The 20,119-nt window shown below is 69.2% G+C and carries 14 protein-coding genes; 9 read left to right on the forward strand and 5 right to left on the reverse strand.

Features of this window, described 5'->3' with window-relative positions; genetic code table 11:
- Positions 1 to 3 precede the first annotated feature (3 nt).
- Together QE392_RS07925 and QE392_RS07930 are read right to left on the reverse strand one after the other, a co-directional pair.
- Positions 4 to 1,698 (reverse strand): MDR family MFS transporter, encoded by a 1,695-nt coding sequence (locus tag QE392_RS07925; RefSeq protein WP_307450411.1) that lies wholly within the window; start codon positions 1,696 to 1,698, stop codon positions 4 to 6.
- Between the two features lie 97 nt (positions 1,699 to 1,795).
- The gene (locus tag QE392_RS07930; protein WP_307450413.1) at positions 1,796 to 2,470 is read right to left on the reverse strand and encodes a YqaJ viral recombinase family protein; all 675 of its coding nucleotides are present in this window, start codon (positions 2,468 to 2,470) and stop codon (positions 1,796 to 1,798) included.
- A gap of 103 nt (positions 2,471 to 2,573) precedes the next feature.
- Between QE392_RS07930 and QE392_RS07935 the strand changes: the two genes are divergently transcribed.
- The 5 genes from QE392_RS07935 (at position 2,574) to QE392_RS07955 (ending at position 11,006) form a co-directional block, all read left to right on the forward strand.
- Positions 2,574 to 2,975 carry an SIP domain-containing protein gene (locus tag QE392_RS07935; protein ID WP_307450415.1) on the forward strand — a complete coding sequence of 134 codons (402 nt, stop codon included), beginning with the start codon at positions 2,574 to 2,576 and terminating at the stop codon, positions 2,973 to 2,975.
- Between the two features lie 522 nt (positions 2,976 to 3,497).
- Complete coding sequence (locus QE392_RS07940) at positions 3,498 to 4,178, forward strand: hypothetical protein (protein ID WP_307450417.1); 681 nt, start codon at positions 3,498 to 3,500, stop codon at positions 4,176 to 4,178.
- 739 nt (positions 4,179 to 4,917) lie between these two features.
- Positions 4,918 to 5,433 carry a 50S ribosomal protein L10 gene (gene rplJ / locus QE392_RS07945; protein WP_307450420.1) on the forward strand — a complete coding sequence of 172 codons (516 nt, stop codon included), beginning with the start codon at positions 4,918 to 4,920 and terminating at the stop codon, positions 5,431 to 5,433.
- Positions 5,434 to 5,471: 38 nt separating this feature from the next.
- Positions 5,472 to 5,858, forward strand: a complete 387-nt coding sequence (gene rplL / locus QE392_RS07950) for a 50S ribosomal protein L7/L12 (RefSeq protein ID WP_058232706.1) — start codon at positions 5,472 to 5,474, stop codon at positions 5,856 to 5,858.
- Between the two features lie 504 nt (positions 5,859 to 6,362).
- Positions 6,363 to 11,006 carry an ExeM/NucH family extracellular endonuclease gene (locus QE392_RS07955; protein ID WP_307450423.1) on the forward strand — a complete coding sequence of 1,548 codons (4,644 nt, stop codon included), beginning with the start codon at positions 6,363 to 6,365 and terminating at the stop codon, positions 11,004 to 11,006.
- A 196-nt stretch (positions 11,007 to 11,202) separates the two neighbouring features.
- Here QE392_RS07955 and QE392_RS07960 read toward each other — a convergent pair whose 3' ends face one another.
- Positions 11,203 to 12,213, reverse strand: a complete 1,011-nt coding sequence (locus tag QE392_RS07960; protein WP_307450425.1) for a LacI family DNA-binding transcriptional regulator — start codon at positions 12,211 to 12,213, stop codon at positions 11,203 to 11,205.
- A 237-nt stretch (positions 12,214 to 12,450) separates the two neighbouring features.
- Between QE392_RS07960 and QE392_RS07965 the strand changes: the two genes are divergently transcribed.
- The 3 genes from QE392_RS07965 (at position 12,451) to QE392_RS07975 (ending at position 16,234) form a co-directional block, all read left to right on the forward strand.
- Positions 12,451 to 13,779, forward strand: a complete 1,329-nt coding sequence (locus QE392_RS07965) for an ABC transporter substrate-binding protein (RefSeq protein ID WP_307450427.1) — start codon at positions 12,451 to 12,453, stop codon at positions 13,777 to 13,779.
- A gap of 128 nt (positions 13,780 to 13,907) precedes the next feature.
- Positions 13,908 to 15,260: a carbohydrate ABC transporter permease gene (locus tag QE392_RS07970; RefSeq protein WP_373426450.1), complete on the forward strand. Its 1,353-nt coding sequence runs from the start codon at positions 13,908 to 13,910 to the stop codon at positions 15,258 to 15,260.
- Positions 15,257 to 16,234 (forward strand): carbohydrate ABC transporter permease, encoded by a 978-nt coding sequence (locus QE392_RS07975; protein WP_307450429.1) that lies wholly within the window; start codon positions 15,257 to 15,259, stop codon positions 16,232 to 16,234. The genes QE392_RS07970 and QE392_RS07975 overlap by 4 nt, the downstream gene beginning before the upstream one ends.
- Positions 16,235 to 17,126: 892 nt before the next feature.
- Here QE392_RS07975 and QE392_RS07980 read toward each other — a convergent pair.
- Together QE392_RS07980 and QE392_RS07985 are read right to left on the reverse strand one after the other, a co-directional pair.
- Complete coding sequence (locus QE392_RS07980; protein WP_307450430.1) at positions 17,127 to 17,798, reverse strand: DUF305 domain-containing protein; 672 nt, start codon at positions 17,796 to 17,798, stop codon at positions 17,127 to 17,129.
- A 1-nt stretch (position 17,799) separates the two neighbouring features.
- A complete protein-coding gene (locus tag QE392_RS07985) occupies positions 17,800 to 18,507 on the reverse strand; it encodes a DUF3105 domain-containing protein (protein WP_307450432.1) in 708 nt (235 codons plus the stop codon).
- A gap of 230 nt (positions 18,508 to 18,737) precedes the next feature.
- Here QE392_RS07985 and QE392_RS07990 point away from each other — a divergent pair, with 230 nt between their 5' ends.
- On the forward strand, positions 18,738 to 20,114 hold the full coding sequence (locus tag QE392_RS07990) for a multidrug effflux MFS transporter (protein WP_307450434.1): 1,377 nt from the start codon (positions 18,738 to 18,740) through the stop codon (positions 20,112 to 20,114).
- The last annotated feature ends 5 nt before the right edge of the window (positions 20,115 to 20,119 follow it).

Raw genomic sequence — 20,119 nt, forward strand, 5'->3', positions numbered from 1 at the left:
ACGTCAGCCATCCTCTCCCATCTCGGCGTCGCGGTGCGCGCGGCGCGAGGCAGTGGCATCCGCGGTGCGCACCGAACCGGTGGCCGACAGGGTGGCCATCGCCTCGGGGACGGACACGGTGGCGAAGTCCGCCTCACTGGCGGCGACGCGCTCGGTGGTTGTCATGCGGGTCAGTGGGCGGTTCGGGAGGAACAGGATCGCGACGAGGCTGACCACCGCGACCGGTACCGCGATGAGGAACGAGTGCGCGATCGACTGCGCGTAGATGTCTTCGACGATGACGCGGACGCTCTCGGGGAGGGTCGAGACCTGGGGGATGGTGCCCGACCGCAGCGACTCGGCGACCGCAGCGCCGCCCTGACCGAGGCCCATGATGGCGGCCTGCAGGTCGGCCGCGCGATCGGTGAATAGACTCGTCGCCATGCTCGCCAGGGCAGCGCCCATGACCGAGACGCCGATCGTGCCGCCGAGGCTGCGGAAGAACGTCACGCCCGAGCTCGCCGCACCCATCTGGGTGGGGTTCGCGGTGTTCTGCACGATGAGCACGAGGTTCTGCATCGTCATGCCGACGCCCGCGCCGAGGAAGAACATGTACAGCGAGACGAGGGCGAAGTTCGTGTCGTAGTGGATCGTCGACAGCAGGAACGAGCCCGCGATCAACAGCACGCCGCCGGCGATCAGGAACGGCTTCCAGTGCCCGAAGCGCGAGATGAGGGCGCCGACGACGATGGATGCCACGAGCAGCCCGCCGATCATCGGGATCGTCATGACGCCGGCCTCGGTGGGCGTCGCGCCCCGGGCCATCTGCATGTACTGGCTGAGGAACACCGAGGTGCCGAACATCGCCAGCCCCGTCGCGATCGAGGCGATCGTGGCGAGGGTGAAGGTGGCATCCCGGAACAGCGTCAGCGGAACGAGGGGCTCGGACGAGCGCAGCTCGACGACGACGAAGAGGATCGCGGCCAAAAGGGCGCCGCCGACCATGAGAAGCGTCTCGGTGCTCGCCCATTCGAACGTCGAGCCCGCGTTGGTCACCCAGATGAGCAGGAGCGACACGGCGGCGGACAGCAGAACGATGCCGACGTAGTCGATCTGCACTTTCCGCCTCGCACGCACCGGCAGGTGCAGGGTGCGCTGCTGGATGAGGAGCGCGGCCACGGCGAAGGGGAGCGCGACGAAGAAGTTCCAGCGCCAGCCGAACGCGTCGGTGATGACACCGCCGAGAAGAGGCCCGCCGACCGTGGCGACGGCCATGACGGCACCGAAGAGACCCATGTACCGACCGCGCTCGCGGGGGCTGATGATGTCGGCCATGATGACCTGGCTGAGGGCGGCGAGACCACCCGCGCCGAGTCCCTGCACGGCGCGGAAGGCGATGAGCATCTCGGTGTTCTGCGAGAAGCCGGCGGCGGCGGTGGCGAGCACGAAGATCGCGATGGCGACCTGGATGAGCACCTTTCGGTTGAACAGGTCGGCGAGCTTGCCCCAGATCGGGGTCGAGATCGCGGTGGTGAGCAGGGTCGCGGTGATGACCCAGGTGTACGCGTTCTGGTCGCCGGAGAGGTCGTGCACGATGACCGGCAACGAGGTCGAGACGACGGTCGAGGCCAGCATCGACACGAAGGTGCCGAGCAGGAGCCCGATGAGGGCGGGAAGGACGCGCCGCTGGGCAGGCGCGTCGAGGGAAGTGGTTGCCATGCGGAACTCCACGAGAGGGGACGGATGCCGCGACGACACTGGCGCGATTAGTTGACCGATGTCAACGATACGCCTGGTGTTTGACTTGTGTCAACTATTAATCGAGGAGTGCGAGGGCGCGGTACCTGTCCGTGGGTTCTTTCTGCACCGGCGCCGGCCGGCGTGCCTCCATGGTGCGGCGGTAGAGTTCGTCGATGAGAGAGGTCGCGAGTCCCACGAGCTTGGCGATCTCGCGCTCGTCGCGGTCGATCCACTGGCATCGGGGCTCATCGTGCATCGGGACGAAGCCGTCGTGCTGCTCCCACGCGACGAGCGTGCGCTCCGCACCGAGCACATGCTGCTGCCACCAGATCTGGCGCATATAGGTCTTGGGGATCGAGCGCCACGACTTGTTGGTCGTCTTGATCTCGGCGAGAACGATGCGTCCCTCGCCGTCGACCACGACACCGTCGGGGGTGGCGAGGTGCCGCTTCTCGACGACCGCGTGATACAGCGCCGACGACGGGCGGATGCCGTGCGTCGCGGCGACCCATGCGGCGATCTCGGGTTCGCGTCGACGACCGTGAGCGGTGAAGGCGTTGCCCGAGAAGTTCGAGCCCATGAGCTTGGCATCCGCCGCTCGCGAGATCGCGTTGTGACTTGTCAGGGTGGCGACGTCGGTCGCGGTGATTCCGCGCGAGCGCGCGCGGATCCAGGCGACGCGATCGCGCGAATCGGCGACGATCCGTGCGTCGAGGTCGGCGCTGCGCGACGCGACGAGCTCGGGAGACATGCGTTCGACCCTAACCCCGCTCGGCCCTGGATCGAATCGGAAGCCCGGCGCGTCGGCATCCGGGGTCTTGTGCGCGAAGTAAGGGTGACCTAAGTTGTTGGGCATGAATCCGGATGCCGCTTCGCTGCGCCGCCCCGACGGCGGTCGCTGGTGCGACCTCGAGGGTGCCGTGCTGCTCGGCGGTGACGCGCAGAACCTGCCCGAGATGCGGCGCATCGCCGCCGCGCTCTCGCCCGCCGCGCACCTGACGGTGCTGGTCGAGGTGTGCGGCTCGTCGCAGGTCGGGGTCATCGACGCGCGGGAGGGGCGGGTGAGCTGGCTCGATCGCTCCGTCGAGGGCGGCTACCGTCCGCGCGGCGAGCGGTTGGCGCAGGCGATCCACGCGTGGTGCGCCGAGTGGGCCTGCGGCGAAGCTCCGATGTGCACGGTCTGGCTCGGCGCCCGCACGCCGTCGCGCATCGTGCGCATGACCCGTGCGCTGCTCCCCGGGCCCGGCGTGTCCTGACGCCGGGTGGGTGGGCGGTCGGCGGGTCCAGCGCCGAAATGACTGGCGTTTCCCGAGATGACCGATGAATCGTGGGCATAACGGGTCATCTCGGGCAACGGGCGTGATGTCGTCGAGTGGCGGTGGCGTCCTCCACAGGTGTCGATGTGGGTGTGTCGTCCCCGGATCGGGGGTGGGAGCGACGGGTGGGGCCCGGGATGCCGGACCATCGGGGGATGCATGCGGAGCGGTCGGGGGCGGGTCGAGGCGACGGGCTGTACACCCGCGAGCAGTTGCTCGGGCGAGGCGTCGTGCCGCGCGTTCTCGAGCGCGCATCGCACGACGGTCCCTGGTTGCGACTGCAGTCGGGGATGTACGTCGACCGGGAATCGCACCTGGAGCGACTCCCGGCAGAGCGGCACCGGATCGTGGTGGGTGCGGCGTCGGCGAGTATGCGCGGGGGGTTCGGGGTGGTCTCCCACCTGTCCGCGGGCGGTCGTCCACGGTCTTCCCCAGTACCGCTTCGCGGACCGGCCCGTCGAGGTGACGCTCGCCGGTGACGTCGGGGGGAGCAGTCGGGCCGGGCTCCGCCGTCACCTGGATGCGCTCGACGACGAAGACATCGTGGAGATCGACGGCATCGTCTGCACGAGTCTCGATCGCACGGTCTTCGACGTCGCACGCACGGCTTCGCTCGAGATGGCGCTCACCTGCGCCGACGCCGCTCTGCGGAGAGAGGCGGTGTCGGCGCACCGATTCGATGCCGCGGCTCAGGAGGAATGGCGCCGGCGAATGCGGGACCGCGCGGAGCGTGCCGCGGGGCGGCGTGGCATCCGCTCGGCCCGTCGGGTGATCGAGTTCGCCGATGGTCGCTCTCAGCTGCCGGGCGAGAGTGTCAGCCGCTTGCAATTGCACCGCCTCGGATTCCGCGAGATCGACCTCCAGGTGCCGGTCGCGGGGCCGCATGGTTTCGACTACTTCGTCGATATCGCCCTGGGGGAGGTGCGGACCTTCTGGGAATTCGACGGCGAGGTCAAGTACCGGGATCCCGAGATGCGGGGCGGCCGGTCCGTCGAGGCGGTGGTGCTCGATGAGAAACGTCGGGAGGACTGGATCCGTGGGGTGACGCAATGGCGGCTCTGCCGCGGCGGGTTCGGCGACATCCGAACCCCCGAGGCGCTCGCCGCTCGTCTCGCCGCGTTCGGGGTTCGCGCTCCGCGCTGACCCGCCGTGAGGCGCGGGGCGTGGGGCGTGGGCTGTGCCCGTGGGCCGTGGGCCGTGGGCTGTGGGCTGTGGGCTGTGGGCAGTGGGCGGTGCCCGGGGGCCGTGGGCAGTGAGCGGTGCCTGGGGGCCGTGCGCCGCGGGGAGAAGGCTGTGCGCCGGGGGCCGTGGGTGCGGGGCGAACGCTGTGAGCCGTGGGGCGTTGGCCGTGGGCGGTGCGCCGTGCCCGCGAGTCGTGGGCCGTGCTCGTGCGCTGTGCGCCGGCCAGTGGGTCGTGGGCCGTGCTCGTGGGCCGTGGGCCGTGGGCCGTGGGCCGCGGCCGGTGCCCGGTGCCCGTGCGCCGCGGGGCGTGGGCCGGTGGACGAGATGATCCTTGGTTCCCGAGATGACCGGCGTTTCGCGCGAACGGCGGGTCAGCTCGGGAAAAGGCGGTCATCTCGGGCGCGGGCGCAGGCGCGGGCGACGCGGCCGGCGCGCGCGGCGGGCGCGGGCGGCGGGTTTGGCGGACGGGCGGGGGTCGGGTACACTAGGGGGCAAGCCAAAGACCGTCGGTCATCGTCGTGTTCGCATGTCGATCGAAGCGTCTGCTGAAAAGCAGGGGACCTACGCAGGTAAACGAGACTCTCCTTCGGGAATCCGAGCTCCGTGCGCCTGCGCCGGAGCTCTTCTTTTTTGCCCAGACCCCGGTGTCTTCGGCCGGCGCCCGCCATCGCGGTGCGCCTCGTACACACAAGGAGTGGCCATGGCGCAGAAGGATGCATCGGTCGCCGAGCTCACGAAGAACTTCGAGAGCTCGACCGCCGTTCTGCTGACCGAGTACCGCGGTCTGACGGTTGCCCAGCTCAAGCAGCTGCGCAACGACATCCGTCAGGACGCGGATTACGCCGTGGTGAAGAACACGCTGACCAAGATCGCCGCGTCCAACGCGGGGGTCACGGGACTGGATGACGAGCTCAAGGGCCCGTCCGCCATCGCGTTCGTGCACGGCGACCCCGTCGCCGTCGCGAAGAGCCTGCGTGCCTTCGCCAAGGCTAACCCTCAGCTCGTGGTGAAGGGTGGCTACTTCGATGGCGCCCCTCTGACCGCGGATGAGGTCAACAAGCTCGCCGATCTCGAAAGCCGTGAAGTCCTGCTGGCGAAGCTCGCCGGTGCGATGAAGGCGACGATGACCAAGGCGGCATACGTCTTCCAGGCGCTTCCGTCGAAGGCCGTTCGCACGGTCGACGCGCTGCGCGAGAAGCAGGACACCGCGGCCTGACCCGGCCCGGCTGATTAACCCGATCAAGGAGATACAACATGGCTAAGCTCAGCACCGAAGAGCTGCTCGACGCGTTCAAGGAGCTCACGCTCATCGAGCTGTCCGAGTTCGTCAAGGCGTTCGAGGAGACCTTCGACGTCACCGCTGCCGCCCCCGTGGCCGTGGCCGGCCCCGCCGCCGGTGGCGCCGCCCCCGCCGAAGAGGTCGAGGAGAAGGACTCGTTCGACGTCGTCCTCGAGGCCGCCGGCGACAAGAAGATCCAGGTCATCAAGGTCGTCCGCGAGCTCACCTCGCTCGGCCTCGGCGAGGCCAAGGCCGTCGTCGACGGTGCCCCCAAGGCCGTGCTCGAGGGCGCGAACAAGGAGACCGCCGACAAGGCCAAGGAGGCCCTCGAGGCTGCCGGCGCCACGGTGACCCTGAAGTAATCACGCTTCATGCGGTCGCGGTAACGCGATACACGAAGACCCGGATGCCATGGCATCCGGGTCTTCGTCGTTTCCTGGCGCGTGAGGGGTCGGTTTTCGTCGCCGAGGAAAGCCCGAGGCGACAGAACGTGACCCCTCACGCGAGGCGGGGGCGCGCATGAGGGGAGGGGGCGCGCACGCAGGGCGTGGGAGCGCCCGCGGGGAGGGCCGCACACGCGAGGCGGGATTGCGCGCGCGAGGCGTGGGAGCGCCCGCGGGGAGGGCCGCACACGCGAGGCGGCATCACACGCGCGAGGCGGCATCGCACACGCGAGGCTGACGTGTGGCCGGCTCGGACGATCCGCGTGTGAGACCCGGTTCCGCCGGGCGAGGAACCGATGTTCACCAGATCGAAACGTTCGAGTCTGGGAAAAGGGTATGCGGATCGTTTACGGTCGTGGGGAACCCCCCGTCGATCCCCCCCCATCCGACGTCGAACGTTCGCGCGTCGGTACCTGGAGACTCATGCCCAACGCTGCTTCGCGCGTGCCCGCACGCCGTTTCACGACCGCGCTGAGCGCCGCCCTCGGCGCCGCTCTGCTCGGATCCGCCCTCGTCCCGCTCCCGGCCTTCGCCGCTGACGGCCCCCGGGTGGTGATCAACGAGGCCTACCTCAAAGGCGGAAGCAACGGCGCCTTCTTCAACAAGAAGTTCGTCGAGCTCTACAACGCCGGCGACACCGCGCAAGACCTCAGCGGATGGTCGCTGCAGTACCGCTCCGCCGGCAGTGTGCAGGCCCCGAACGGTGCGAACACCCAGCCGTTGACCGGATCGATCGCCGCCGGCGGCTACTACCTCATCGGACTGCCCGGCAATGACACCAGCGGCGCCGACCTCCCCGCCGCCGACGTCACGAGTGCGGGCCTGAACCCGTCGGGCACGAACGGCCAGCTGTTCCTCGCCAACGTGACGGAGTCGCTCGCGCTGCCCGGCGGGCCCGTCGCCGACAGTCGTGTCGTCGACTTCCTCGGCTACGGCACCGCGGCCAGCTACGAGACGACGGCGGCGACCGTGGACGGCCCCAACGGCACCGCGAACGCGCTCGTCCGCACGGACTTCGTCGACACGAACGACAACGCTGCAGACTTCACCAACACGACCACCGTGACCCCCCAGGGTTCCGGCGGCGCGGTCACGCCCACGCCCACGGCGACACCGACCGCCACGGCGACGCCGACGGTCACGCCCACTCCCACCCCGACCGTCACGCCCGGTGTCGTCACGCCGATCCGCGACATCCAGGGCACCGGTGCCACGACCCCCCTCGAAGGCACCACCGTCACCACGCGCGGAATCGTCACCGCCGCCTACCCGAGCGGGGGCTACAACGGGTTCTTCCTGCAGACCCCGGGCACGGGCGGCTCGCTGAACCCGAGCACCCAGGCCGCTTCCGATGCCGTGTTCGTGTACGGCTCGGACGCGACCGCGAAGGTCGCCGTCGGCCAGCACGTGGAGGTCACGGGCACGGCGACCGAGTTCTCGGGTCAGACGCAGATCACCGCCGACGCCGCCGGGGTCGCCGTCCTCACCGAGCAGGCCGCTGCCGTGCAGCCCGCCGCGATCACGTGGCCGAAGACCGACGAGGAGCGCGAGCGCTTCGAGGGCATGCTGCTGGCGCCGCAGGGCGATTTCACCGTCACGAACACCTACACGACGAACCAGTACGCCGAAGTCGGTCTCGCCGCGGGCACCACGCCGCTGCGCACTCCCACCGACGTGGCTCGCCCCGACACCCCGGAGTACGTCGCCGCCGTGGCCGACAACCGCGCCCGCGCGGTGGTGCTCGACGACGGCGCCTCGATCAACTTCCTGAACAACACCAACAAGAGCATCCCGCTGCCGTACGTCTCGCTCACCGCCCCGGTGCGCGTCGGAGCGGCCGCGACCTTCACGACGCCGGTGGTGCTCGACTTCCGCAATAACGCGTGGAAGTTCCAGCCGACGCAGCAGCTGACCGTCGCCAACGCGACGACCGTGCAGCCCGCGACGTTCGAGAACACCCGCACCGGTGCCCCCGAGGACGTCGGCGGCACCGTGAAGATCTCCAGCTTCAACGTGCTGAACTACTTCACCACGACCGCCGAGGGCGTCGGCTGCACCTCGACGTACGACGACCGCGAGGGCAACCCCATCACGGCCGACACGTGCCCCGCTCCGGGACCCCGCGGCGCCGCGAACGACGTCAATCTGAAGCGTCAGCAGGACAAGATCGTCGCGGCCGTCAACGGACTCGGCGCCGACGTCGTCTCGCTCGAGGAGATCGAGAACTCCGCGGCCTTCGGCAAGGACCGGGATGCCGCGCTGTCGACGCTGGTCGGAGCCCTCAACGCGGCGCTGGGTTCGGAGCAGTGGGCCCTCGTGCCCTCGCCGGCAGTCCTGCCCGCGTCGGAAGACGTCATCCGCACCGCGTTCATCTACAAGAAGCACGTCGTCGCCCCCTCCGGCGACAGCGTCATCCTCGACGACCCGGCGTTCGACAACGCCCGTCAGCCGCTCGCGCAGGCGTTCGCTCCGCTGACGGACCCGGATGCCAAGATCCTCGCGATCGTGAACCACTTCAAGTCGAAGGGCGACAGCCGACCCGCGGCCACCGGTGACAACGCCAACGGCATCCAGGGCGCCTTCAACGGCGACCGTGTGCGCCAGGCCGAGGCCCTCGGCCAGTTCGCGGCCGCGCAGTCGGCGGCCGTCGGCACCGACGACGTGTTCCTGCTCGGCGACTTCAACGCCTACACGCAGGAGGACCCGATCCTGAAGCTGCGTGAATACGGGTTCGAGCCGTTGGAGGCGGGGACCGGGAAATACTCCTACTCGTTCAGCGGACAGTCCGGGTCGCTCGACCACGTGCTGGCGTCGCCGTCGGCTCGCGAGCTGGTCACCGGCACCGACATCTGGAACATCAACGCCGTCGAGGCGCTCGCGCTGGAGTACAGCCGCTACAACTACAACGTGCTGAACTTCTACGAGCCGACGCCGTATCGTTCCAGCGATCACGACCCCGTGATCGTCGGTCTCGATCTGGGACCGGAGACGACCGACATCACCCTGCTCGGCATCAACGACTTCCACGGGCGCATCGACACCAACACGGTGAAGTTCGCAGGAACCATCGAGCAGCTGCGGGCGGCCGGCGGCGAGGACAACACCCTGTTCCTCTCCAACGGCGACAACATCGGCGCGTCGCTCTTCGCCTCGGCGTACTTCGACGACGAGCCGACCATCGAGGTGCTGAACGCGCTCGACCTGGCGGCATCCGCCACGGGCAACCACGAATTCGATAAGGGAGCCGCCGACCTCACCGGTCGCGTGGCAGACTCGGCCGATTTCCCGTACCTCGCCGCGAACGTCTACCTGAATGGGAAGTCGATGCTGCAGGAGTACGCGATCTTCGATGTCGACGGGGTGCGCGTGGGCGTCATCGGCGCCGTGACGCAGGAGACGGCGCAGCTCGTCTCGCCCGGCGGTATCGAGGGCATCGAGTTCCGCGAGCCCGTCGCCGAGGTGAACCGCGTGGTCGCCGAGATCCGTGACCAGGTCGACGTGATCGTCGCCGAGTACCACGAGGGCGCGGCCGAGGGTGACTCCACGGGCGAGACGATCGAGCAGGCGGTCGCCGCGGGCGGCGCCTTCGCGAACATCGTGAACGACACGGATGCCGCGGTCGACGCGATCTTCACGGGTCACACCCACCAGAAGTACGCGTGGAACGCTCCCATCCCGGGGGCGGAAGGCACTCGTCCGATCGTGCAGACCGGGAGCTACGGCGAGAACATCGGCGAGATCGTGCTGACCGTCGATCGGCAGAACGGCGCCGTGGTGGACTACACGGCGCGCAACGTGCCGCGCCTCGCCGCTGCCACCGTGCCGAATGACCCCGCCCAGACGGCCGCGAACAGCGCCGCGCTGGACGCTGAGCTGATCGCGACGTACCCGCGCGTGGCCGAGGTCGACCAGATCGTGAAGCTCGCTCGCGCCGAGGCCGACCGCGTCGGTGCACAGCCGGTCGGATCCGTCACCGCCGACATCACCACCGCGTTCCGCGGCGGGTCCTACGTCGACGGCGTCTACACCGGGGGTCAGCGCGACGACCGCTCGAAGCAGTCCGCGCTCGGCGGCCTCGTCGCTGACGCACTGCGCGACACCCTCGCCGATCCCCTCCGCGGGGGCGCCGAGATCGCTTTGGTCAACCCGGGCGGTCTGCGGGCCGAGCTGTTCTACGGCGAGGACGGGGTCATTACGCTGGCCGAGGCCAACGCGGTGCTGCCGTTCGTGAACAACCTGTGGACGACCACGCTGACCGGCGACCAGCTGCGCCGCGCCTTCGAGCAGCAGTGGGGCGACACCGCCGGCCGCGACCGCGACCTGGCGCTCGGCGTGTCCGACAACGTGCGCGTTACGTACGACGTGTCGCGGGGCCCGGGGCAGCGCATCACCGGCATCTGGATCGACGGGGCGCCCATCGACCCGGCCGCCGAATACCGGGTGGGCTCGTTCAGCTTCCTGCTGCAGGGCGGCGACGCCTTCACGGCGTTGCGAGAGGGCGCCGACACGCGCGACTCGGGTCTCATCGACCGCGACGGATGGATCGCCTACCTCGAGGCCAACCCCGGCCTCAGTCCCGACTTCACCGCACGGACGGTGCAGGTCTCCGGTGTTCCCACGCAGGTCTCGGCCGGCGGAGACGTCGCCCTGTCGGTCTCGAACCTCGACCTCACCTCCCTCGGCGCTCCGGCGAACACGTCGCTGTCCGCAGCGTGGGGCGCGGATGCCGGGGCCCCGGCGGTCGAGTTCCCCGTCGTCGACGGCGCCGCGAGGGTCAGTCTGGGCGTTCCGGCCGACGCCGTGGGCGCGCTCGCGTTGCAGCTCGTCGCTGCGCCCAGCGGGACCGACGTGACCGTGCCGTTCCAGGTGGGCGTGCTCGGCGGCGGTGACGATGGGTCGGGCCTCGGCTCCGGGGCGGGTTCCGGCTCGGGCGCGGGAGGTTCGAAGGGATCGCTCGCCGTGACCGGAACCGAGGCCGGGTGGATGGGTGCCGGTCTGCTGGCGGCGCTCGGGCTGCTCGGCCTCGGCGTGATCGCTCGTCGTCGGGCGGTTCGCGAGAGCGAGTGACCTGTGACGTGACGGGGCCCCGGATGCCGATGGCGTCCGGGGCCCCTGCCGTCTCGGGGGACGGTTGCGGACGCCATGGCATCCTGGCCGTCCGACGGTTCGCGCGTGGCACCTCACGGCATCCCGTGTCGACGCCCCGACGGCATCCCGTATCCGGTCCTCTCTGGATGCCGTGGCATCCGGGGTCCTCGTCGCCTCAGGCGGACCGCGGGGGAGCGGTGGATGCCCGCACGACGAGACGGGTGTCGGCGACGGTGCGCCACACGGGCTCGCTCGTCTGCTCGATCATCGTCAGGAGCAGGCGCGTGGCCTCGACCCCCTGCGCCTGGGGGAACTGCTCGATGGTCGTCAGGGAGAACATCTCGGCGTAGTCGTGACCGTCGATGCCCACCACGCTGAGCTCGGTCGGCACGGAGATGCCCATCCGGCGGGCGGCGATGATGACCCCGATCGCGACCTCGTCGCACGCGGCGACCACGCCGGTCGGCCGGGATGCCGGCTCCGCCAGGAAAGAGGCCGCGGCGGCGTAGGCGTCGGTGATGGTCAGTGTCGAGGGGACGTTGCGGATGCGGATGGCGAGTCCGTGGTCGTTCATCGCGTTGCGATAGCCGATCGAACGCTCGTCGACGTCTTTGGCGGGCGCATCGGTGGGCGGCGTACTGCCGACGAATGCGATGTCGGTGTGACCGAGCGCGATGAGATGCTGCGTGATGATGCGGGTGATGGCGACGTTGTCGAGGCCGAGCGTGGGGACGCCCGTCAGGGCGTTGCCGATGCTCACCACGGGCTTGCCGATGTTGGCCAGGCGCTCGAGGTCGGCGTCGTCCGGCTCCAGCGCGACGGCGATGATGCCATCGAACCGTTTGCGCGCGAGGTAGGTGGAGTACAGGCTCTCGCGGTCGCGCGAGCCGGGTTCCGCGACGTACAGCGTGACGTCGTACCCCTGCGGGATCAGGGATCGCTCAACGCCCTCGACGATCGACCCGAAGTACCACCGGTTGACCTTCGGCACGATGAGGGCGATCGTCCGCGTGCGGCCGGTGGCCAGGCTCACCGCGCTCGTCGACGGGACGTACCCCAGTGAGGCGGCCGCGTCGGCGACGCGGCGGCGCGTGCCGTCGGAGACGTAGCCGCCGCCCGTCAGCGCACGGCTCGCCGTTGACTTCGACACTCCGGCGAGGCGCGCGACGTCGGCGATTCCGCTCATGCGTGATCTTTCTCGTAAGCGTCGACATCCGTGTCGACATCGCAGCAGCCTACCGAACATGCCCGGAAAGTGGAACCGGTTCCGCGCGGTGAAACCGCTGCACTTCCGCGTAATCACGCCAGTTATCCGTTCGTGACAAAACGTTGGTTGCAACTTTTCTGGAATGGCTCTACGGTTACGTGGAATCGGTTCCCGATGGGACCCGGAGCACCAAAGAACTCAAAGAGGAGAGACCACATGGGTATGTCACAGCGGACTCGCCTGCTCGCGCCCGTCGGGTTGCTGGCAGTGGGTGCGGTCGCGCTCGCCGGCTGCGCCGAGGGCGACAGCAGCGGCGGCGGAGCCTCCGGAGGCGAAACCACCGTTCGCATCTCGGGAGGTATCACCGGTACCGAGGCCGACGCGCTGAACCAGAGCTTCGAGCAGTTCACCGCGGACACGGGGATCAAGGTCGTCTACACCGGCGACAAGAGCTTCGAGGGCAACATCGTCACGAAGGTGTCCGGTGGCGACGCCCCCGACATCGCGATCGTCCCGCAGCCGGGTCTGCTCAAGACCCTCATCGGCACCGGCGAGGTGCAGGCGGCCTCCGACGCCGTGTCCGCCAACGTCGACGAGTACTGGGGTGAGGACTGGAAGTCCTACGGCACGGAAGACGGCACGTTCTACGCCGCTCCGATGCTCGCCAACCTCAAGGGCTACGTCTGGTACTCGCCGGCCAAGTTCAAGGAGTGGGGCGTCGAGGTCCCGAAGACCCTCGACGAGCTCATGACGCTGACCGCGACGATCCAGCAGAAGACCGGCGCGGCCCCGTGGTGCGCGGGCTTCGCCTCCGACGCGGCATCCGGATGGCCGGGAACCGACTGGGTGGAAGACATGGTCCTCCGCCTCTCCGGCCCCGACGTGTACGACCAGTGGGTCGCCAACGAGGTGAAGTTCACCGACCCGCAGATCAAGGCGGCTTTCGACGCGGTGGGCGACATCCTCCTCAACCCCTCGTACGTCAACGCCGGCTTCGGTGACGTCAGCAGCATCAACTCGACCGCCTTCGCCGACGTCGCGGCCAAGGTCGCCGACGGCAGCTGCCCGATGACCCACCAGGCCTCGTTCCTCTCGGCCAACTTCCTGACGGTGACCAACGCCGCGGGTGAGACGCCCACGGTCGCGCCCGACGGCGACGTCTACGCGTTCCTGACCCCCGGCGTCACCGAGGGTGAGCTCGCGGTCGAGGGCGGCGGCGAGTTCGTCGCAGCCTTCTCCGACGACGAGAACGTGCAGAAGGTCGTCGAGTACATGTCGTCGCCCGAGTTCGCGGACGCCCGCGTCAAGCTCGGCGGCGTGATCTCCGCCAACAAGGGCGCCGACCCGTCGCTCGCTTCCAGCGAATTCCTCACCGAGGCGATGAAGACGCTGCAGGACCCGAACACCACCCTGCGCTTCGACGCCTCCGACCTCATGCCGGCGACCGTCGGTGCGGGCTCGTTCTGGAAGGGCATGGTCAGCTGGATCGACGGCACGCCGACCGACCAGGTGCTCAGCGACATCCAGGCCGGTTACGAGAACTGATCCGACCGGACCCCGATGGGTCGTCCGCTCCGCGGGCGGCCCATCGGTTCCACACTTTTCCATCCGCCCGACGCACCATCCGGGCTATCTTCAACGGTGAGCACGAAGGCGTGTTCGGGAGGGACGTCATGACCACCACCAAGAACGCGGAGACGACGCCGGCAGCGTCGCCCCCGCCCAGCGGGCGCGAGAAGCCCGTCTCTCGCCGATCCGGCGGCAACCACCGCACCACATTGCTCGTCGTCCTCGTCGGCCTCATCCTCATCGTCGCCCTCTTCCTGTTCATGGTGACCAGGGCGCCCGTCGAGACCCGGCCGACCACCCTCGGGTTCTCGCTCAACAGCTTCTTCATCTGGCTGGGCGGCCTGAGCCCGATCGCGCAGATCCCGCTCGTCATCCTGGTGTTCGCCGCCGTCGTCGGCATCCTGCTGCTGCTCATCGAGTACGCACCGCGGTCGGGGAAGGGCTACTTCTGGCTCCGACTCGCGGCGTGCTTCGCGATCCCCGTGCTCGCGTTCATGCTGCTGCGGCCCTACCAGAACGCCGTCATCTACGTGCTCGGCATCGCGGTGCTCCTCGGCGCCATCCTCTTCTACGCCGACTACCGGTCGCGTCAGGGCGCGGGATACCTGTTCCAGCTCATCCTCTTCGCCGCGCCAGCCGCGATCCTGCTGCTGCTCGGGCTGGTGTACCCCGCGATCACGACGTTCTTCCAGTCGTTCTTCGACAAGACGGGTGACAACTTCGTCGGGCTCGAGAACTACATCTGGACCTTCACCAACCCCGAGGGCTTCTGGTCGGTCATCAACACCCTCATCTGGGTGCTGCTCGCTCCGACCATCGCGACGGCGATCGGTCTCGCGTATGCCGTGTTCATCGACCGTGCGGCGGGGGAGAAGTACCTCAAGGTGCTCATCTTCATGCCGTTCGCCATCTCGTTCGTGGGCGCCGGCATCATCTGGAAGTTCGTCTACGACTTCCGCCAGGGCGACCAGCTCGGCATCCTGAACGCCATCGTCACCGCCTTCGGCGGTCAGCCGATCTCGTGGCTGTCGGCGGCGCCCCTGGTCAACACGCTGCTGCTCGTCGTGGTCTTCATCTGGAGCCAGACGGGTCTGGCGATGGTCATCCTGTCGGCGGCGATCAAGGCCGTACCGCCGGAGCAGATGGAGGCGGCTGAGCTCGACGGCGCGAGCGCGTGGGAGCGTTTCATCAACGTCACCGTGCCCGGCATCCGTTCGTCGCTCATCGTCGTCCTGACGACGATCGCCATCGGCGCGCTGAAGATCTACGACATCGTCGCCGTCATGACCGGTGGTCGTAACGACTCGACCGTGCTGGCCTTCGAGATGGTCAACCAGCAGCAGCGGTTCCAGAGCTACGGGCACTCCGCAGCGCTGGCCGTGGTGCTGTTCCTGTTCGTGCTGCCGCTGATCATCTTCAACGTGCGCCAGATCCGCAAGCAGAGGGAAGTGCGATGACCACCTCCACCGTGGTGCTCGAGCCCACCACCGATACCCGCACGGCCCGTCAGGTCGCGCGCGATACGCGCAAGCACGAGGCGATGGCGCGCAAGCGCCTGACCTCCAAGGGGGCGACGATCGCGGCTGTCGCGATCGCCTTCTTCTGGACCATCCCGACGTTCGGCCTGTTCGTCACGTCGTTCCGCCCCGGCTCGGACACGCAGTCGACCGGATGGTGGACGGTGTTCACCGATCCCTCGTTCACGCTGGAGAACTACCGGCTGGCGCTGACCTCGGGCGGCACCGCCCTCACGCTGGCCGCGTCGTTCCTGAACTCGCTGGCCATCACCATTCCGGTGGTGCTCTTCGCGCTCGCGATCGCCTCGCTCATCGCGTACGCGTTCGCGTGGATCGACTTCAAGGGCCGCAACTTCTTCTTCATCTTCATCTTCGCGCTGCAGATCGTGCCGCTGCAGATGGCCCTGGTGCCGCTGCTCAGCCTGTTCTCGCGGGGACTGACGATCAACGACGTCACGATCTTCCCGGGCTTCGACCTGCGCGGTGTGGAGCACAGCTTCGCCACCGTGTGGATCGCGCACGTGATCTTCGCGATGCCGCTGGCCATCTTCCTGCTGCACAACTTCATCGCCGAAATTCCGCACGAGGTCATCGAGGCGGCGCGCGTCGACGGTGCAGGACACGGGCAGATCTTCTTCCGCCTGATCCTGCCGCTCGCCGCCCCGGCGCTGGCATCCTTCGCGGTGCTGGAGTTCATCTGGGTGTGGAACGACCTGCTGGTGGCGACGATCTTCGCGCCATCGTCATCGCTCCCACTGACGCAATCGTTGAACTCGTTGTCGGGCACGTGGGGCGACCAGTGGTTCCTCCAGTCCGCAGGAACGTTCATCTCGATCCTGGTTCCGCTCGTGGTGTTCTTCCTGCTGCAGCGCTTCTTCGTGCGCGGCCTGCTGGCGGGCGCGACGAAGGGCTGATCCCGAGACGACGAAGGGGCGTGACACCGGTGGGGGTGTCACGCCCCTTTCTCGTGCGGCGGGTGGCGGGACCGCTTGGCGTGCGGTGGGGTGGCGGTGCGGCTTGGCGTGCGGTGGGGTGGTGTGTGCGGTGGATGGCCGCGAGGCTGCCCGGGGTGTGCGATGTGGGAACGTTCGCGCGTGCGCGACCGCGGCGGTGGGGGCTGGTGCGTGTCGCATAAACGGCATCCGTGCGCGGAAACACGGTGACGGAGTGTTTATGCGCACGGATCGTGTTTATGCGTGGGCGGCGGCGAGCAGGGCGCCGGGCGCGGCGGCGACGGCGGTTGCGCCGAGCGCGGGTCGGGCGCGGCCCCGCGTGGCCGGGCGGGACTGCACGGGATGCGACCGCGGCGGCGGGGATGGTGCGTGTCGCATAAACGGCATCCGTGCGCGGAAACACGCTGACGGAGTGTTTATGCCCACGGATTGTGTTTATGCGTGGGTGGTGGCGAGCAGGGCGCCGGGCGCGGCGGCGACGGCGGTTGCGCTGAGCGCGGCGGCGACGGCGGTTGCGCTGAGCGCGGGTCGGGCGCGGCCCCGCGTGGCCGGGCGGGACTGCACGGGATGCGACCGCGGCGGCGGGGATGGTGCGTGTCGCATAAACGGCATCCGTGCGCGGAAACACGGTGACGGAGTGTTTATGCGCACGGATCGTGTTTATGCGTGGGTGAGGGCCGCAATGCGGCGGGCCGGCGTCGTCGGCGCGGCCGGGGGCGGCACCGCACGGCGGCACACCGGCCCGGCGCCGGCGGCCCGGCACGGCGAGGTGCGCCGGGGCCGCGCGCCGCCGGTCGGGCACGGCGAGGTGCGGTGCGGCGGCGCGCCGGCGAGGCGGAGGCAGGGGCGCGGGTCAGGCGCTGCAGCCGAGGCGCGACTGGATATCGCGCATGGCGTCGATCTCCGCGGACTGGCCGCTGACGATGGTGCCCGCGACCTCTTCCACGCGGGCGTCCTCGCCGAGCTCGATGACGGCCTGCGCCATCGGGATCGCGCCCTGGTGGTGGCGGATCATGAGGGAGAGGAAGAGGCAGTCGGCGGGGCGGCCCTCGAGCGTCCGGAGCTCGTCGAGCTCGGCATCCGAGGCCATGCCCATCTCGGCCATCAACTGCTCCGTCGTGAGCGCCGCGGTGTCGCCGTGGCTGTGTTCGCCCGACGATTCCATCCACGTCATGAGCGGCTGGTCCGACGCCTGGGGCAGGCCCCACTCGACCAGCCAGCCGTACATCTCGCCGCGCTGACCCGACTGCGTGGTCGCGATGTCGTACGACAGGGTGCGCAGTTCGTCGTCGTCGGTCTTGCGGTAGATCTCCATCGCCATGAGCACCGCCTGCGTGTGGTGCACCTGCATGTCGCGGGCGAAGCCGGCATCCGCGGACGTGTCGGAGGGGTGCGCGGGAGCCGCCGTCGCACCAAACGCGGTGAAGCGCCCGATCGCGAAGGCCACGGCGATGACCGCGACGGCAACGACCGCGACGACGATCCAGCGGACCGCGGGACGCGCCGCCGGAGCGTCGTCGCTCACGTCAGGCCTTGCCCGGGCCGTCGATGGCGCCCGAGCAGGTGGCGTTGGGCTCGGGGACGTTCTGGCTGCGCCAGTACTCCGTGAAGAACTCCTTGATGCGCGGGTCGGCGGGGTCGTCGACCTTGAGCTGGTGGTTCCAGCCGCTCACGGCGACGGGGGTGTCCATGTCGGGGTACGGGGAGAGGATCGCGTAGCTGGAGGGCATGACGGCCTTCAGCGCGTCGATGCCGGCCTCGTCGACCCGCGCCGGGTCGTAGGTGACCCAGATGGCGCCGTGCTCCATCGAGTGCACCGCGTGCTCGTTCTGCTGCGGCTCCGTGTAGATGCCGCAGTTGAGCCAGTACGGGTTGTGCGGTCCGCCGGCGGGCGGGTTCTGCTCGTAGGTCACCGGGTCTTGCGTGTGATCGGAGCGGTTCTCGAAGGTCTGCACGCCGTCGATCTCCTGGCCCGTGGAGTTACCGGCCTCGTAGCTGGGCGCCGGCGCGGGAGCGAAGACGAAGGATGCGACGACCAGACCGATCACGGCGAGGGATGCCACGGACCCCACGACCCACCAGACGAGCTTGCCGCGCTTACGCCGGGCGACCTGCTTCTGGTACTCGGCCAGCTTCTCCTGGCGCTTCTGCTCGCGCTGCTGCTTGACGGTCAGGTCGAGCTGAGCCTGGGTGGCGGGATTACCGCTCGAGCGCTTGTCGGGGGAGGGGGTCATGCGTCGTGTTCGTCTCTCTTCGGGGCGGGACACATCGGCATCCGCCGACACGTCCAGCCTATTCGGGCGAATGGGCCGAAGGCCTGGGAGGAACCCCCGAGCCGGGATGGTGGCCGGTGGGGGTGTCGCGGTAGTATGACGAAGTCGAATCGATTCGAGGTTCGATGTTCCCCCCACTTTCTCAGCCCGACTCGGTCGGGCTGTCCGTCGTTCGAAACGAAATCAGACGCGTGCTCGATACTGCCTCCCACCCCGTCATCACCCCCTCTCCGGCGCCGTCTCCGGCCGCGCCGTCCGACCAGGCGCCCGCGCGCCCCTCCCCGTCGACGACCGGTGCCATCCGGACGCTGGGGAAGAACCCGGCGACCGCGCCGATCGTGCTGCACCCCGGCGACGCCATCCCCTCGTCCCGCCGCGCGCTGTACATCGTCCTCCTCGGCGCGCTGACCGCCCTCGGGCCGTTCACGATCGACCTGTACCTGCCCGCCTTCCCCGTCCTCGAGGCCGACTTCCAGACGTCCGCCGCCGCCATCCAGCTCACCCTGACCGGCACGATGATCGGTTTCGCGCTCGGGCAGCTCATCGTGGGTCCGCTCAGCGACAAAGTCGGGCGCCGCATCCCGCTGCTCGCGGTGACCGCCCTGCACGTGGCGGCGAGCATCTTCGCCGCGCTCGCGCCGACCCTCGGCACCCTCTCGGTCGCACGCGTGCTCATGGGCGCCGGCGCCGCCGCGGGCGGTGTCGTGGCCGCGGCCGTCATCCGCGACCTGTTCGGCGGGCGTCGCCTGGTGATCATGCTGTCGCGCATGGCGATGGTCTCGGGCGTCGCTCCCGTCCTGGCGCCCTTGGCCGGCTCCGCGCTGCTGTTGGTGATGAACTGGCGCGGCATCTTCGTGGTGCTCGCCGTTTACGGCGCGGTCATGCTCGTCTCGGCCATCGTCTTCATCCCCGAGACCCTGCCTCCCGCGCGGCGCGGCGGACCGGGCGCGACGACGGTCTGGCAGCGGTACGGCAGCGTGTTCCGCGACCGCGTCTTCATCGGCGTCCTGGTGATCGGTGCGATGGCCTTCAGCGGTCTGTTCTCGTACCTGTCGGCATCCTCGTTCCTGTTCCAGGTGACCTACGGCTTCAACCCGCAGCAGTACGGCGTGCTGTTCGCGGTGAACTCGGTGGGCGTCGTGGTCGGTGTGCAGGTGGCGTCGCGGCTCGCCGCGCGTTTCGGTCCGCAGTGGGTGCTCGCGGTCTCGACCGCCGTGCTCGTGCTCGCGGGCGGGACCATCGTGCTCACCGACCAACTCGGTCTGGGGCTGTGGGGCACGATCATCCCGCTGTTCTTCTTCATGACCGCGTGCGGCTTCACCTTCCCGTGCGCGCAGGTGCTCGCGCTCGACCGGCACGGCAAGGCCGCCGGCACGGCGCAATCGATCATCGGTGCCGCCAACTTCGGCGTCGCGGGCGTCATCTCCCCGCTGGTGGGTCTGCTCGCCACCGGTTCCGGCATCACCGCGACGACGATGGCATCCGTGATGGTGGGCTGCGCCGTCATCGGTGTGATCGCGCTGTGGACGTTGGTGCGTCCGCGGACGGTGGAGCGCCTCGCGCCCTGATCGCG

The sequence above is a fragment of the Microbacterium proteolyticum genome, assembly GCF_030818075.1.
Lineage (GTDB): Bacteria > Actinomycetota > Actinomycetes > Actinomycetales > Microbacteriaceae > Microbacterium > Microbacterium proteolyticum_A.